General features: G+C 46.1%; 14 protein-coding genes. 8 read left to right on the forward strand and 6 right to left on the reverse strand.

The features are described from left to right. Nucleotides 1-200 precede the first annotated feature (200 nt). The 4 genes from ilvA (at nt 201) to DFP76_RS14040 (ending at nt 5,827) form a co-directional block, all read left to right on the forward strand. Nucleotides 201-1,706: a threonine ammonia-lyase, biosynthetic gene (gene ilvA, locus DFP76_RS14025; protein WP_113875247.1), complete on the forward strand. Its 1,506-nt coding sequence runs from the start codon at nt 201-203 to the stop codon at nt 1,704-1,706. 129 nt (nt 1,707-1,835) lie between these two features. Then, nucleotides 1,836-3,569 carry an arginine--tRNA ligase gene (gene argS / locus DFP76_RS14030; protein ID WP_113875248.1) on the forward strand — a complete coding sequence of 578 codons (1,734 nt, stop codon included), beginning with the start codon at nt 1,836-1,838 and terminating at the stop codon, nt 3,567-3,569. 124 nt (nt 3,570-3,693) lie between these two features. Next, nucleotides 3,694-4,659 (forward strand): asparaginase domain-containing protein, encoded by a 966-nt coding sequence (locus DFP76_RS14035; protein ID WP_113875249.1) that lies wholly within the window; start codon nt 3,694-3,696, stop codon nt 4,657-4,659. 307 nt (nt 4,660-4,966) lie between these two features. Further along, nucleotides 4,967-5,827 (forward strand): DMT family transporter, encoded by an 861-nt coding sequence (locus tag DFP76_RS14040; protein WP_113875250.1) that lies wholly within the window; start codon nt 4,967-4,969, stop codon nt 5,825-5,827. Here the strand turns inward: DFP76_RS14040 and DFP76_RS14045 are convergent. The 6 genes from DFP76_RS14045 to DFP76_RS14070 form a co-directional block, all read right to left on the reverse strand. After that, nucleotides 5,824-6,447 carry a ubiquinone biosynthesis accessory factor UbiJ gene (locus DFP76_RS14045; protein WP_113875251.1) on the reverse strand — a complete coding sequence of 208 codons (624 nt, stop codon included), beginning with the start codon at nt 6,445-6,447 and terminating at the stop codon, nt 5,824-5,826. The genes DFP76_RS14040 and DFP76_RS14045 overlap by 4 nt on opposite strands. Before the next feature lie 30 nt (nt 6,448-6,477). Continuing rightward, on the reverse strand, nt 6,478-6,855 hold the full coding sequence (locus DFP76_RS14050) for a gamma-butyrobetaine hydroxylase family protein (RefSeq protein ID WP_113875252.1): 378 nt from the start codon (nt 6,853-6,855) through the stop codon (nt 6,478-6,480). 64 nt (nt 6,856-6,919) lie between these two features. Continuing rightward, nucleotides 6,920-8,245, reverse strand: a complete 1,326-nt coding sequence (gene hslU / locus DFP76_RS14055; RefSeq protein ID WP_113875365.1) for an ATP-dependent protease ATPase subunit HslU — start codon at nt 8,243-8,245, stop codon at nt 6,920-6,922. Between the two features lie 43 nt (nt 8,246-8,288). Then, nucleotides 8,289-8,840: an ATP-dependent protease subunit HslV gene (gene hslV / locus DFP76_RS14060; RefSeq protein WP_063333609.1), complete on the reverse strand. Its 552-nt coding sequence runs from the start codon at nt 8,838-8,840 to the stop codon at nt 8,289-8,291. A gap of 108 nt (nt 8,841-8,948) precedes the next feature. Further along, nucleotides 8,949-9,572 carry an SPOR domain-containing protein gene (locus DFP76_RS14065; protein ID WP_113875253.1) on the reverse strand — a complete coding sequence of 208 codons (624 nt, stop codon included), beginning with the start codon at nt 9,570-9,572 and terminating at the stop codon, nt 8,949-8,951. A 61-nt stretch (nt 9,573-9,633) separates the two neighbouring features. Then, the gene (locus DFP76_RS14070) at nt 9,634-11,865 is read right to left on the reverse strand and encodes a primosomal protein N' (RefSeq protein ID WP_113875254.1); all 2,232 of its coding nucleotides are present in this window, start codon (nt 11,863-11,865) and stop codon (nt 9,634-9,636) included. Nucleotides 11,866-12,133: 268 nt separating this feature from the next. On the opposite strand from DFP76_RS14070, the gene rpmE reads away from it, so the two are divergent. From rpmE to DFP76_RS14090, 4 genes are all read left to right on the forward strand, one after another. Then, a complete protein-coding gene (gene rpmE, locus DFP76_RS14075) occupies nt 12,134-12,349 on the forward strand; it encodes a 50S ribosomal protein L31 (RefSeq protein WP_013797718.1) in 216 nt (71 codons plus the stop codon). Between the two features lie 8 nt (nt 12,350-12,357). Further along, nucleotides 12,358-13,140, forward strand: coding sequence for a thermonuclease family protein (locus tag DFP76_RS14080; protein ID WP_113875255.1), 783 nt, complete (start codon nt 12,358-12,360; stop codon nt 13,138-13,140). A 177-nt stretch (nt 13,141-13,317) separates the two neighbouring features. Next, entirely contained in the window at nt 13,318-14,586 is a 1,269-nt protein-coding gene (locus DFP76_RS14085) for a malic enzyme-like NAD(P)-binding protein (RefSeq protein WP_113875256.1), read from the forward strand. A 118-nt stretch (nt 14,587-14,704) separates the two neighbouring features. Further along, nucleotides 14,705-15,274: an LOG family protein gene (locus DFP76_RS14090; protein WP_113875257.1), complete on the forward strand. Its 570-nt coding sequence runs from the start codon at nt 14,705-14,707 to the stop codon at nt 15,272-15,274. Nucleotides 15,275-15,347 lie beyond the last annotated feature (73 nt).

The following is a 15,347-nucleotide window of genomic DNA, read 5'->3' on the forward strand; positions in this document are numbered from 1 at the left end:
TATTATATTCCCTTCTCTGAATGAATGTTAGCCAAAACAACTTAGATTTATGCTGGCTATTTTGCAGATTCAAGGGCTTTCGCCTTTACGTGAGTTGAGCCGAACAGGTATATTTCGGTGTTCTATTTTTAGACTTGGTTTTCCCAATGATGTTGGGTGCCGGTCTCGTTCTGACGAATGTTATTTTCCTAGGAAACATTATGCCTCATACCATGATCAAAAAGATTCTACAGGCACGCGTATACGACGTTGCTGTAGAAACGCCACTGTCTCGTGCCAATCAATTATCAACTCGATTGGACAACGAGATTATTTTGAAGCGAGAAGACCTGCAGCCAGTTTTTTCGTTCAAAATTCGTGGGGCATACAACAAAATTTGTCAGCTCACCGACGCTGAAAGAGCCAAGGGGGTGATCGCTGCCTCGGCAGGAAATCATGCACAAGGCTTGGCGCTAGCGGCGAAAAAACTGGGCGTGCAAGCGACCATTGTGATGCCAGCGACGACGCCAGAAGTAAAGGTCAACGCCGTACGAAACCATGGTGCCGAAGTGGTACTGTTTGGCGATGCTTTTGATGAGGCTTCTGCTAAATCAAAAGAGATCATGGCACAAACCGGACAAACCTATGTTCATCCCTTTGATGATGTGGATACCATCGCTGGACAAGGCACTATTGGTATGGAAATTTTACATCAGCATGAAGGTAAAATTGATGCCATCTTTATACCAGTTGGCGGTGGTGGTTTGATCGCAGGGGTGGCGGCTTATGTTAAATACCTACGCCCTGATATCAAAATCATTGGTGTGGAACCTGAAGATGCAGCTTGTTTAAAAGTGGCAATGGAAAAAGGTGAACCAACTCGTCTTGCTCAAGTGGGCATTTTTGCTGAAGGGGTTGCGGTTGCTGAAATTGGTCACAACACCTTTGCCATTGCCAAAGACACGGTTGATGAAGTGATCACAGTCACCACCGATGAAATGTGTGCTGCAATCAAAGACATTTACGATGATACTCGAGCCATTACCGAGCCAGCTGGTGCTTGTGCTTTGGCGGGATTGAAGAAGTACATTGAGCGTGAAGGAGCCAAAGGTCAGACTCTGATCGCCATTAACAGTGGTGCCAATGTGAATTTTGATCGCCTGCGCCATGTGTCTGAGCGTGCTGAACTAGGTGAAAAACGAGAAGCCATTATTGCCGTTAAAATCCCTGAATCTCCCGGCAGCTTTAAAGACTTCTGCCAAGCGTTAGTTGGACGAAATATCACAGAATTTAATTATCGCTATGGTGATGATGAGCAAGCGGTGATTTTTGTTGGTGTGGCGCTGGGGGGAAGTCCTCACAGTCGCAAAGAACTGTTGGACGATCTAAAAGATTACGAAATCATTGATTTAACTGACGATGAAACCACCAAGGTACATGTACGCCATATGATTGGCGGCCATTTACGCAGTCAAAAAGGGGAATTGCTGTACAGTTTTGAGTTCCCTGAACGTCCTGGTGCCTTGTTGAAATTCCTCAACACCTTAGGTGGACAGTGGAATATTTCCATGTTCCATTATCGTAATCATGGTGATGCTTATGGTCGCGTATTGGTTGGCTTACAAGCGGTGGGTGAAGAAACCGATGTGACTCATTATTTGGATGAGCTAGGTTATCCTTATCAGGATGAAAATAATAACTTGGCATGTCAGCTGTTCTTTCGCTAAACGGCGGCAAATCGGTTATTATTAGGCCATTAATTTTCTTATTTAAACCCTCCGCTTGCTCAGCAAGTGGAGGGTTTGTGATTTTGATATGCCAGCCTAACGGCATGTTAACTGTTTAAAGGTTTCTCTGTGAATATTCAAACGCTTCTAAATCAACGTATTCAAGCCGCAATGGTTGCGGCTGGTGCGCCAGAGTCTGCTCCAGCACTGACTCGTCAATCTGCTAAGGTTCAGTTTGGTGATTACCAAGCCAATGGCATTATGGGTGTGGCAAAAAGCCTTAAGATGAACCCTCGCGAATTGGCGCAGAAAGTCGTCGATGGGTTGGATTTATCCGACATCGCGGAAAAAGTCGAAATCGCAGGCCCTGGTTTTATCAATATCTTCTTGAAGAATGCTTGGTTGGGCAAAGAGCTTATGGCACTGCGCCAAAGTGAGCGTCTAGATGTTCCAAATGTGGCAGCACCAGAAACCGTCGTGGTGGATTACTCGTCTCCAAACCTAGCGAAAGAAATGCACGTAGGGCATCTACGTTCTACTGTTATTGGTGATGCGGTTGTCCGTACCTTAGAGTTTTTAGGGCACCGAGTTGTTCGTCAGAACCACGTAGGTGATTGGGGAACGCAATTTGGTATGTTGTTGGCTTACATGGAACGCTTACGCTCTGAAAGCGCTGAAATTAGTATGGCTCTGTCTGACCTTGAGACCTTTTATCGAGCGGCTAAAGGCTGTTTTGATGAAGATGAAGCCTTTGCCAATCGTGCTCGTGAATTGGTTGTGGCTTTGCAATCAGGTGATAAAGACTGCTTAGCCTTATGGGATGAGTTTATCGACATTTCTCTGACGCACTGTGAAGAAACCTACAAAATGTTGGGTGTGTCTTTAGAGCGTCAACATGTCATGCCTGAAAGTGCTTACAATGATGATTTGCAAAATGTAGTCAATGAGCTGCAAGAGCAAGGTTTATTGAAAGAAGACCAAGGCGCACAATGTGTCTTTTTAGAAGAGTTTGCTAATAAAGAAGGGGAAATTACCCCGATTATTGTGCAAAAGACCGGCGGTGGCTTCTTGTATTCCACGACGGATTTGGCAGCGGTGCGTTTCCGTCAACATACATTAGAAGCTGATCGCGTGTTGTATTTCGTCGATGCTCGTCAATCTTTGCACTTCCAGCAGATCTTTACCTTGTCTCGTAAAGCCGGTTTTGTAAAACCAGAAACTCAGTTAGAGCATATGCCATTTGGTACTGTGATGGGCAGTGATGGCAAGCCGTTCAAAACACGCTCTGGTGGCGTTGCGAAACTGTCTTCATTGCTAGAAGAAGCACAAGAACGCGCTTATCAGTTAGTGTCTTCTAAGAACCCTGATATGAACGAAGAAGAGCTTCGTAACATCAGTCGAGTGGTCGGAATTGCCTCGGTTAAATACGCGGATTTATCGAAAAACCGTACCAGTGATTACGTCTTTAACTGGGACACTATGTTGAGTTTCGAGGGCAATACCGCGCCCTATTTGTTGTACGCTTACTCTCGTGTTGCCAGCATTGTGAAACGTTCTGAAATGGACATCGCATCCTTAACCGGTGAAATCCAAGTTGAAGCAAGCCAAGAGCGTGCGTTGGCCATGAAGTTGTGTCAGTTCGAAGAAGCCATTCAGCAGGTTGCGAACGATGGTATGCCTCACTTCTTATGCGCGTATCTATACGAATTGGCAGGAACCTTCATGACCTTCTACGAAGCTTGCCCAATTTTGAACGCCGAAGAAGACGTTAAGAATAGCCGTTTACAGCTGGCGTTGAATACAGCGTCAACATTACAACTAGGTTTATCATTGCTAGGTATTGAAACCTTAGAAAGAATGTAATCTATATCGCACGTTAAATGAGCGATTGGTTGGATGGAAAAGGCGCAGTTCGTTAGGATTCGCGCCTTTTTTATCACTGTATTGAAATGCGCTGTGCCGATATAAGGGTGAAAAGAGGAACGAGATGAAAATATACATAGCTTATACCGGTGGTACGATTGGTATGGTGCCATCATCACAAGGCTTGATCCCTGATGCGGCCTTTGCAGACCATTTAAGTGAGCACCTAAACGCCTCAGATGAGCTGCCACACGATTTTGTAATACAAAGTTATGCTGAGTTGATTGACTCCTCTAATGCCACGCCAAAAGACTGGCAGACCATTGCGTTAGACATTCAACGTAAATGGCATGAATTTGATGCCTTCATTGTGCTTCATGGTACCGATACTATGGCGTATACCGCCGCAGCACTGAGCTTTATGTTTGAGCAAAGTGATAAGCCAATAATCGTAACAGGCTCACAAGTGCCCATGTATAAAGTGCGAACCGATGCTATGAACAATGTGTTGGGGGCTATGTCTGCTTGTGAATCCGTTTCCAGAGGTGTGTTCTTATTCTTTGCTGGTCGTTTGATTGAGGGTGATTGTGCTCATAAATCGCATACTAGTGACTGGCAGGCTTTTTCTTCTCCCAATCGGGCTGAGCGAGGTATTCTGGGCATTGATTGGCGTTGGCGAGAAGGTCAAACCGGTGATGTTCCCTGCGTGATTCGTATCCCTGAGATGGCGTCTGGAGCAGTGACCTTATTGCCTGTTTTTCCGGGTGTCAGAGCAGAGCATTGGCGCGGTTTATTAAATGAATCCGTGCAAGGCGCTGTACTCTTGAGTTATGGTGCGGGCAATGCCCCCGATAAAGATGCCGAACTTTTATCGGTCTTGCAGCAAGCCAGTGAGCGAGGGGTTGTCATCGTTAATGTCAGTCAATGTGGTGCGGGTAGTGTGGTTGCTGGTGCCTATGCTGCAGGGTCGGCTTTAGTGAGTGCTGGTGTGATCTCTGGTGAGGCGATGACCTATGAAGCGGCTTTCGCTAAGTTGCACTTTTTGATTGGTTTAGGTTTGGGTGCTGCAGAGATAAAAGGCGAATTCTAAGGAAGGTATGAACAAGTCCTCTTGCCTCAGCATGTGGATAAAAGCCTGTTATTCGAGGCGAGTGCCGAATGTGAATAGTTGGCCTATTGTCGAGGTACTCAACAAAGAATACAGGCTTTTAGACCTTGCCCTTCGGGTCTTTCAGAGAAAACGTCCTACTGCGTTGCGACTCTTTAAAAGGTACCTACATTCCTTCAGAGTCGCGCCTTATTTGACGATTTCTCTGAAAGACTGAGTCTTAGTAGACTTATTCGTACCTTCCTTAGTCTTCATTTAAGCGCAGGCAGCGATTAATAAAGGGAATTTTATGGCCATATTGTATGTGCTTTTAGTGTTAATTTGGTCCACAGGTTTTATCACAGGTAAGCTGATTGTCGGTCTGATGGACCCCAATATCTATTTGGGCATTCGTTTCTTATTGGCGGCGTTGTTATTTTTTGCCTTGGCGCTTTGGCAGCGTCGAACTTTTCCATCAAGACAAGAGCTACCTCAGCAAATATTGGCTGGGGTATTAATGAGTGGTTTGTACCTTGGTCTTGCTTATGTGGCCATTGCTAAAGGGTTGCCAGCTGGAATTATGGCGCTCATTGGCGCTCTCCAGCCTGTATTAGTCACCTTGTTAGCGTTTTTGTTGATCAAAGAAAAGACGTCTTTTTTGAGCATGCTCGGCATGTTGATTGGCATTATTGGCTTAGTGTTGGTGATTTCCCCTGCGTTAGAGTTGGACATGAGCCACGGTGGCGTCACTCTACTGACGCTTTGTCTTGCTGTTGGGGCTATTTTGGCTTTATCCCTTGGTGCCATCTCTCAGAAAATGTCGATTGCTTCCTCTGACATCATTGTTGCCATGGGCATTCAGAACTTAGCGGCAGGTGTTGTGGCGTTTGGCTTTGTGTGGGTGTTAGGCGAACAGGTTTTTGTGGCCCAATGGTCATCTTATCTATTGTTGTTCTGGGGCGCTGTGGTGTTGTCGGGTGGCGGTGTGTTTTTAATGGTTTGGTTGCTAAGGAAAATCCATGCATCACAAGTCGCTATGTTGTTACTGTTAGCGCCACCTCTCGCTGCCGTAGAGAGTTATTTCTTATTCTCTGAAACCATGACAATGGTGCAAATAATCGGCTTTGGTATCACCATAGGTGGCGTCTATTTAAGTCGACTAAAGGCTTAAGAACGCTTGTTTTCATGCAGTCTGAGTTTTGCTTCGAAACGATCTAATTGTGTACCAAAATTCTCCAGTTGATCCACAAAGGCATCGACTTCGATTTTACTAGGCAGTAATTGACTATCAGACTGTAAATGTTGCACCAGTTGGATTCGTGCTTGAGTGGCAAGCTCTTTACTCCACGACCACTGAACTCGCAGCAAACGTGCCAGAGTGGCGGCGGGTAAATCGCCAATGTGATCTGCCAATAAACCTTCCCAATCCAACTCGAAGTTTTCCATCACTTTATGCAAGGTCATCAGAGCTTGTGCATTCCCTTGGATGCGTAAATCCCCATCAAAGAATCCATCGCCTTCGAGCAGTTTACGATAGGCTGAGCTTGGTCCTTGTACTAGCGTATCTAACTTAGGGTCGAGTTCGATATCCGCTAGATGATCAGGTTTGTGTAACATCACGCCTTGTTCGAGGATATGCACTTGTAAAATGAGTGAAAAATCTTCCACGTAAAGGATGACCTGTTGGCCTGCTAGCTTGCTTAGCCTTTGCTGAGAAGGTGTATCTTGCTGAAGAGCAAGGTTAATACCATGTTCAATCGCGCTAATGGCAGACAAGCTGAGTGAGCCCATAACAGGTTATCCTAAAGTTGAGAGTGCTGTTTAATGTTGATGAATTTGAATCACGGAAGTGTCCCGCGTCTTCCCTTCTTTTTCAAGGCGAGTTAAGTACATTTGCCATAACTGATCGTGGTTTTTGCCCAAATTATGTAAGTATTCCCAAGTATAGAGGCCAGAGTCATGACCATCGTCAAAGGTGATCTTTAACGCGTAATTCCCTGCGCCTTCAATGTTCTGTATGAATACGTCTTTTTTACCGTATTGGAGAATGGGCATTTGTGCCCCATGACCTCGAACTTCAGCAGAAGGAGAATGCACTCGTAAAAATTCGGCACTCAATTGAAAGCTTTGGCCATCAGAAAAGGCCAGTTCAAGTTCACGGGATTGTTTGTGATAATGAATTTTGGTTGGTGTGAGCATGATGTTTACTCTAAATAAAAAGGCGAACCACTAAGAAGTGGTCCGCACTAATTTAGCACTAAGCCTACAGGATGTATTGGCTTAGATCTTCGTCTTTGGCGACTTCACCTAGCTGTTCATCCACATAAGCGGCTGTGATGTCAATTTGCTGACCTTCTGGCATGTCGCAAGCTGAGTAAGATACCTCTTCAAGTAAACGCTCCAACACAGTGTGAAGGCGACGAGCTCCAATGTTTTCAACCGTTTCATTCACTTGGCAAGCGATCTCGGCAATGCGGGTAATGCCTTCGTCGGTAAAGTTCAGATTGATGTTTTCTGTTTTCGCTAAGGCCACGTATTGCTTAGTCAGAGACGCGCTGGGCTCAACCAAAATGCGTTTGAAATCCTCTACCGTCAAGGCGTCTAACTCAACACGAATCGGTAAACGACCTTGTAGCTCAGGAATCAAGTCCGATGGCTTGGTTAAGTGGAACGCCCCTGAAGCAATAAACAAAATGTGATCTGTTTTGATCATGCCGTACTTGGTGTTGACGGTACAGCCTTCTACCAAAGGCAATAAATCACGTTGTACACCTTCGCGAGAGACTTCACCACTGGTGCGCTCTGAGCTTTTGGCTACTTTGTCAATTTCATCCAAGAATACGATGCCATTCTGCTCAACCGCTTCAACCGCACGGGCTTTCAACTCGTCTTCATTTACTAGTTTGCCAGCTTCCTCGTCACGTACTTGGCGTAAGGCGTCTTTGACTTTTAGCTTACGCTTTTTGGTTTTGTTCGAGCCGAAACTTGAGAACATGTTCTGCAACTGGCTGGTCATTTCTTCCATGCCCGGCGGAGTCATGATTTCCACGCCAACGGGCGCATCAGCGACATCAATATCGATCTCTTTGTCGTCTAATTGGCCTTCACGTAGCTTTTTACGGAAGATCTGGCGTGTGTTGCTCTCATTGTTCAACTCTGGGTCACCACCTCGAGCTGGTGGTAGCAGAGCGTCAAGGATTCGATCTTCGGCGGCGTCTTCTGCTTTGTGGCGTAACTTTTCAGTTTCTTGCTCGCGCAGCATTTTGATGGCCATTTCTACAAGATCTCGGATGATGGATTCCACATCTCGACCAACATAACCAACTTCGGTGAACTTGGTGGCTTCAATTTTAATGAAAGGCGCATTCGATAGTTTCGCTAGACGACGGGCAATTTCTGTTTTACCAACGCCTGTTGGTCCAATCATTAGGATATTTTTCGGCGTGATTTCAGCGCGCATGTCTTCCGGTAACTGCATTCGACGCCAGCGGTTACGAAGTGCGATGGCGACAGCGCGTTTGGCTTTTTGTTGGCCAATAATGTGATTGTCTAGGGCGTTAACCGTCTCTCTTGGGGTCATACTGCTCATCATTTGGTCTCTTTAATAGGGTCTGTTTGACGTCGTGAATCAATTAAGCGGATTGATCTTCCAGCTTGCCTTCAACGACAATCTCTTCAATGGTTAGACTGTGATTTGTGAACACACAAATATCTGCCGCGATGTTAAGGCTTTTTTCCACAATCTCTTTGGCTGTAAGGTCTGTATTGTCGATCAATGCTCGGGCAGCGGCTTCGGCATAGTTACCGCCAGAGCCAATCGCTAAAGCGCCGTGCTGAGGTTCTACCACATCACCGGTACCCGTGATGATGAGGGTGCTTTCTTTATTGGCGACAATGAGCATGGCTTCAAGCTTGCGTAAGGCGCGATCTGAGCGCCAGTCTTTTGCTAGATCAACGGCCGCACGAACGAGATGACCTTGGTGCTTCTCTAGTTGGCCTTCAAAACGTTCGAATAGGGTGAAGGCATCCGCCGTGCCACCGGCAAAGCCTGCAATGACTTCACCATGGTATAAGCGACGTACTTTGCGTGCGTTGCCTTTCATCACAGTGTTGCCAAGAGATACTTGTCCATCGCCACCTACGACGACTTGGTTGCCTTTGCGTACAGTTAGAATCGTTGTCATGCTTTACTCCAGTTTCGATTCTAACAAGGTGGGGGCAAGCGATGAGATTTCAAGCGGTGAGCGTGCACGGAATGGCGTTGTCCATACTGTGCACTTTTATCAAGAGAATTAAGGCTCTTTCTTTACTTTGTAAGAAAAAGAGGAGATGTCCATAGAGACCAGCTTGTCCTCGGCGCGATTCATTTTCGAGCGAGAAACATAAGGGCCAAGTATCACGCGATACCAAGGTCGGCCATCTTTGCCTGTGGTTTTTCGAATGCTGGCTTCTACTAGCCCCGATAAAATGAGTTTGGCACGTAGGCGATCCGCATCGTCAGAATTTCGAAAGGAGGCCGCTTGTAACATGTAATAAAAATCTTGTTCACCGCGCGGCGTAGATTGATAAGCATCCACATGACTCGTATCAACTTCGCTGTCTTGCAGAATTTGATAGAACTCAAAGTTGTCTTTTTTCGCCGTGGTCTGTTCCGCAGGTTTCTTTACAGGTTTGGCTTTTTCGACTGTTTTCGGTTGTGGTGCCGGTTTCGAGGGCTTAGCAACACTGGATTTCGCGGCTTCTGGGGCGATTTGGCTCAGTTGCATTAAACCGTAAATGAAAGCCAGCAAGATGGCTGGAATGAGCAACCATAACCACCAAGCGGTTTTGCGTTTTGCGGCTGGTGGCGGTGTACGACGAGTCGCGCCTTTTTTCGGGCGACTCCCTTTGTTAGCAATGTAAATTGGCTTAAACATAGTGTGTTGTTGGTTTACTCAAAAATGGGGGCGTCATGCAGGGCACATTATGCGTTGTCGCTTAATAAGTTTCCAGTGGGTCGACGTCGATAGCGAAACGAATTTTATGTTGTTTGGTTGCTTGTTCTAACCATTGCGTCATCCATTCCGTGGCTTGATGCAATGGCGCCCTATGGGCCGACTTAATTGAAATCAAGGCTCGGTGCTGACCAGCCTTGCGAACAATGATGGCAGCATAAGGGCCCACCATATAAACGTCCGGTGAGAGCATCGGGGTGAGGTCGTTTTTCAGGGCATGTAATAGTTGCATGGCTTCTTGTTCATTGGCCGATTCTGCGCGAACAATCACTTGGTGATAAAACGGCGGTAAAGAGAGGGATTTGCGTTCAGCCAGACCATCAATTGCAAAGTGTTCATATCCTAGGTTGCACAAGCATTCAATGGCGGCATGGTCGGGATGGTAGGTTTGCAATAATACATGGCCTGGTTTTTTGGCTCGACCCGCTCGACCAGCAACTTGAGTGATAAGTTGTGCTGTACGCTCCATACCGCGAAAATCGGATGAAAATAAGCCTGCATCGGCATCCATAATGACCACCAAGGTGACATTCGGAAAATGATGGCCTTTAGCGAGCATTTGGGTGCCAATTAAAATGGCTTGGTCATGTTCATGGATCTTTTGTGTGAGCTTGGTCATCGCTGACTTGCGTTGAGTACTGTCTCGATCAATGCGCAAAATGGGAGTGTCTTTAAACAGCGTATTGAGTTGAGTTTCTAACTGCTCTGTGCCTTCTCCAACCGTGAACAATTCTTCGCTTTGACAATCTGGGCATTGATGAATCAAGGCTTTTTGTGAATCACAATGGTGGCAATGCAGTTTGTTGGCGCGTTTGTGTACCGTGAGATTGACATCACAGTGATCGCAAGTCGCAATCCAGCCGCATTGATGGCACATCAGTGTTGGCGCATAACCACGACGATTCAAAAAGATTAAAACTTGCTCTTTGCGCTCTAAGGTCAGCTTCATGTTGTTCAGTGCGGTTTCGCTAAAACCATGAACGAGAGTTTGTCCCCGTAAATCGACTCTTTCCATTTTAGGAATATGAGCATCTCCAGCCCGTTGACGTAATTTGAGCCATGAGAAGCGCTTTTGCAGAGCATTGGTCAAACTTTCATAGGACGGTGTAGCGGACGCTAGTAACACCGGAATATTCAGGTTTTGCGCCCGTTTTACGGCGAGGTCACGAGCATGGTAGCGAAATTTTTCGTGTTGTTTATAAGAGGCGTCATGCTCTTCGTCGATGACCATGAGACCAAGTTTCGGTGCGGGCACAAAGACCGCAGAGCGGGTGCCTATGATGATCTTCGCATGACCATTAGCGGCGAGCAGCCAAGCATCCAGGCGTTCTCGGTCATTCATATTGGAATGCATGAGAACAATATCGGTGTTAAATCGTACTTCAAAACGTTTTAGGGTTTGGGGGGTTAACCCGATCTCAGGCACCATGACTAACACTTGTTTGTCTTCTTTGATGCATTGCTCTATTAAACGTAAAAAAACCTCTGTCTTGCCACTGCCTGTCACGCCGTCTAATAAGGAAACATGAAAGTGATGACGGTGCTCAAGCAAAGAGTCGATCGCGGCAGCTTGCTCGGCATTGAGCGTTGGAGGAACCTGAGTCTGGTGCGTGTGTTTTTCGCCTGCTTTATTAAAGGCTCTTGGTTCTCGTCGTAATAGCCCTTTTTCTTCAAGGCTTTTGCCTGCAGCAGGCGCTAGATCCAGTACCGAGGCCGCTTGTTGACTGAGGCCGTTCGGATGTTGTTGAACAGCTTTTAAAAAGTCTTGCTGGCGTGGTGCACGGCTTAGCTGCTGGACATCGAACGTTTGACCGGTTGCAGTGGTAAACCACCAATTCTCAGTGCGAAATTCGGCATTTTCTCCTTTGCGAAGTAAAACGGGTAAGGCATGAAAAACCACATCGCCGATTGGATGGTGATAATAACGTGCCGCCCATTCGCAGAGCGCCATGAGTTCAGGGGTGATGACTGGCTGTTTATCGTGCAGTGAGGTGAGAGGTTTGACTTCATCAGGGTTCCAGTCACTGGTGTCACTGAGGGCAACAATGACGCCTAAACGGCTGCTTTTTCCAAAGGGCACTTTGACTCGCATGCCAGGCTGTAAATCATGGCGTAAGGCAATGGCTTTAGGCACTTTATAGTCGAATAAAGTCCGCAGTGGCACTGGCAGGGCGACTTTAATATAAGGGTGCTGAGTGAGTAGAGCCTCTTGCATGCGTTTGGTTAAGCCTTGTTTAGTAAAGGAAAAAGTTTAGCTGTTGGTTTATAGGCTTAGTGTACGCTAGAGCGAGGCGTTTACGCGAGGGGCAATTTTATGTGAAAAGAGTGATAAAAGGCTTGATGAATCGTCAATTGATCCCTAAAATACGCCGTTCTTGGTACCACTGTACAATGTCTGTACAACGAATCGTGCGGTGCTTGGCGAGGCGAAAGCCCTTTTATGTCGATCAAGTGGCGGCACACCAAACTTTAAGGTAGAAACAATGCAAAAAGATATTCACCCAAATTATTCTGCGATTACTGCAACTTGTACTTGTGGTAACACTTTGAATCTTAACTCTACAATCGGCAAAGACATGCACATCGATGTATGCAGTAACTGCCACCCATTCTACACTGGTCAGCAAAAAATGCTGGACACTGGTGGTCGTGTGGATCGCTTTAACAAGCGTTTCGGAGCACGTCGTACTACTAAGTAATTGGTGGCATGATTGTGAGAGTGTTAAAAAAGCGCCGAGTTTACTTGGCGCTTTTTTTATGCCTGTCATTTAGTGCTGGCGCCACCGAACTTTGTCGGGCAACCGGGCCATTAGAGCGTGCTCAGATCAAGCGCATTGTCGATGGTGATACGATTCATTTAAGCGATGGTCGTAAGGTACGTTTGGTTGGCATAAATACCCCAGAATTAGATCATAAGTCGGGTAACCATCAAGCCTACGCAGAACAAGCTAGACAGTTCCTAGTGTCTCGCTTAGAGGGTGAGGTATTTATTCAGAAGGCCAGAAGTGACCAAGATCGCTATGGTCGCAAGCTCTATTACCTGTTCGATAAAGATCGTATTTCACTGACAAGTCAGTTACTATTTGAAGGGCTTGGTTATCGTATTGCGGTGCCGCCCAATTTAGCCTATCAGGCGTGTTTTGTAGACGCTGAAAACGCTGCGCGCAAGGCAAATAAAAGGTTATGGCAACACAATTTGCAATGGCAGCCACAAGCTGGTTTTGCAATCGCTAGAGTGAATATCTCTTCCGTTACCCGCAACCGAGGAGGTTGGTGGCTAGAAACCCAACAGGATCTAGTAATCAACTTGCCACCCTATGTCTCAGATTATTGGCCTGCTCAAACTGTGTTTAGTTTGGAGGGTAAGACCATTGAGATAAGAGGTTGGCAACACCACAGAAAAAATCGTAACAACGCTTTTAAATCGTGGGTTTTATCGGTAAGACATCCGAATGACTTGCGTGAAATCAAGGACCTCAATCCTAATTGATTGATAGAATATTCCAATGGTTTTGAGCTTTAAAGTGTGTGTTAGATAGATTATTCTGACGAACCAAAACGATAAGGTGTCATTTTTTGGTATCAAGATGCAGAGCATTTATTATCAAGAATAAGGCCCACAGAAAAGCAACTAATTCAATAACACCAAACAGACGGAAACATCATAATGGCAGAAGATATGAAGCAAGCTGCATTGGATTACCATGAGAATCCAGTTCCAGGTAAATTGAGCGTTACTATTTCAAAACCAACAGAAACGGCTCGTGACCTTTCCTTAGCTTATAGTCCAGGTGTGGCTGAGCCTTGCCGTGAAATTGCGAAAGACCCAGAAAATGCTTATCGCTACACAGGTAAAGGTAACTTGGTCGCGGTTATTTCTGATGGTTCTGCCATTTTAGGTTTAGGTAACCTTGGTCCATTGGCGAGTAAGCCAGTCATGGAAGGTAAAGGCTTGTTGTTTAAGCGCTTTGCCGGCATTAACTCAGTGGACGTAGAAGTGGAATCTGAAAGCCCACAAGCGTTTATTGATACCGTTGCGCGTATTGCGAACACTTACGGTGGCATCAACCTTGAAGATATCAAGGCGCCAGAATGTTTTGAAATTGAACGTCAGCTTATCGAACGTTGCTCTATCCCAGTATTTCATGATGACCAACACGGTACAGCGATTGTAACGGCAGCTGGTTTGTTGAACGCGCTTGAGCTTCAAGGCAAAGACATTGCGGATGCGAAAATCGTTTGTCTAGGTGCGGGTGCGGCAGCGACAGCTTGTATGAAACTGATCATTGCTTGTGGTGCTCAGCGTGACAACATTTTTGTGTTGGACCGTAAAGGCGTTATTCATTCTGGTCGTGACGATTTGAACCAGTTTAAAGCGATGTTCGCAATCGATACAGACAAGCGTACTTTGGATGATGCCATCGATGGCGCGGATGTTTTTATCGGCGTATCTGGTCCTGATCTATTGTCTGGTGATCAGTTGAGCAAAATGGCGGCTAACCCAGTGGTATTCGCTTGTTCTAACCCAGATCCAGAAATCAGCCCTGAATTGGCACACCAAACACGTACTGACTTGATCATGGCGACAGGTCGTTCTGATTACCCAAATCAGGTAAACAACGTATTGGGCTTCCCATTCATTTTCCGTGGTGCATTGGATGTGCGTGCAACGCAGATTAATGAAGAAATGAAAGTGGCTGCGGTTCATGCACTGAAGGATTTGGCGAAAGAAGAAGCGCCAGCGGATGTGGTAGCGGCATACGGTGGTGCAGCATTGAGTTTTGGTAAAGAATACATCTTGCCTAAGCCAATGGATTCTCGCTTGCTAAATGTTGTTTCTGCTGCCGTCGCAAAAGCAGCGGTAGATTCTGGTGTGGCTCAACTTCCATACCCTGACTTCTACCCACTTGAGAGCCTAGATCACTTTGGTGCTTAAGTTGCGTACAATACTTTGATGGACCTATTAATGGTCTAATCACAGAAAAAAAGGCGATACTCTTTTCTGAGTCTCGCCTTTTTTTATGGCGAATAATTCCCATGTCAGGAGTGCATTGATGAGAGTAGCAATTTACTGTGGTTCCGCAGAGGGTCGCTCAGAAGATTATGTGAAGAGTGTTTGGTCATTAGGTCAGTACTTGGCGAAGCAGGGTGTGGACGTCGTGTATGGCGGTGGCAACGTCGGTTTGATGGGCGTGATTGCCAATGCGGTATTGGACGCTGGTGGAAAAGTGGTTGGTGTGATTCCTAATCATTTAAAACAAAAAGAGATCGCTCATCTTGGCTTAACTGAGCTTCACATTGTTGCTGACATGCATGAACGTAAAGCGAAGATGATGGCATTAGCAGACGCTTTTGTGGCGTTACCCGGCGGTGTGGGCACCTTAGAAGAAATATTTGAAGCGTGGACGTGGGGGCAGCTGGGTCTGCACCAAAAAGGATGTGCTTTTTATAATGTGAAGGGCTTTTATGATCCCTTATTTACCATGGTAGAGAGCATGCAGGCGGCAGGATTTGTGAAGCCTACTTATCTTGATATGCTGATTCGAGAGTCGACACCAGAAGCGTTATTGGTGGCACTACGAAACTATCAAGCGCCGCAGGCAAAATGGTCTAAGAGCGAATAAAACTCAGAAAACCCCATACAAAAAGACCCACTTCAAAGCGGGTCTTTTTAATGGATAAGCTAACGAATAGGCT

The sequence above is a fragment of the Marinomonas aquiplantarum genome (assembly GCF_003314975.1).
Taxonomy (GTDB): domain Bacteria; phylum Pseudomonadota; class Gammaproteobacteria; order Pseudomonadales; family Marinomonadaceae; genus Marinomonas; species Marinomonas aquiplantarum.

Excerpts from the sequence above, each read along its gene's own strand:
- ilvA (WP_113875247.1), top strand. The coding sequence starts at position 201 with ATGCCTCATACCATGATCAAAAAGATTCTACAGGCACGCGTATACGAC.
- DFP76_RS14035 (WP_113875249.1), top strand. The coding sequence starts at position 3,694 with ATGAAAATATACATAGCTTATACCGGTGGTACGATTGGTATGGTGCCA.
- DFP76_RS14040 (WP_113875250.1), top strand. The coding sequence starts at position 4,967 with ATGGCCATATTGTATGTGCTTTTAGTGTTAATTTGGTCCACAGGTTTT.
- DFP76_RS14045 (WP_113875251.1), bottom strand. The coding sequence starts at position 6,447 with ATGGGCTCACTCAGCTTGTCTGCCATTAGCGCGATTGAACATGGTATT.
- DFP76_RS14050 (WP_113875252.1), bottom strand. The coding sequence starts at position 6,855 with ATGCTCACACCAACCAAAATTCATTATCACAAACAATCCCGTGAACTT.
- hslU (WP_113875365.1), bottom strand. The coding sequence starts at position 8,245 with ATGAGCAGTATGACCCCAAGAGAGACGGTTAACGCCCTAGACAATCAC.
- hslV (WP_063333609.1), bottom strand. The coding sequence starts at position 8,840 with ATGACAACGATTCTAACTGTACGCAAAGGCAACCAAGTCGTCGTAGGT.
- DFP76_RS14065 (WP_113875253.1), bottom strand. The coding sequence starts at position 9,572 with ATGTTTAAGCCAATTTACATTGCTAACAAAGGGAGTCGCCCGAAAAAA.
- DFP76_RS14070 (WP_113875254.1), bottom strand. The coding sequence starts at position 11,865 with ATGCAAGAGGCTCTACTCACTCAGCACCCTTATATTAAAGTCGCCCTG.
- rpmE (WP_013797718.1), top strand. The coding sequence starts at position 12,134 with ATGCAAAAAGATATTCACCCAAATTATTCTGCGATTACTGCAACTTGT.
- DFP76_RS14080 (WP_113875255.1), top strand. The coding sequence starts at position 12,358 with ATGATTGTGAGAGTGTTAAAAAAGCGCCGAGTTTACTTGGCGCTTTTT.
- DFP76_RS14085 (WP_113875256.1), top strand. The coding sequence starts at position 13,318 with ATGGCAGAAGATATGAAGCAAGCTGCATTGGATTACCATGAGAATCCA.
- DFP76_RS14090 (WP_113875257.1), top strand. The coding sequence starts at position 14,705 with ATGAGAGTAGCAATTTACTGTGGTTCCGCAGAGGGTCGCTCAGAAGAT.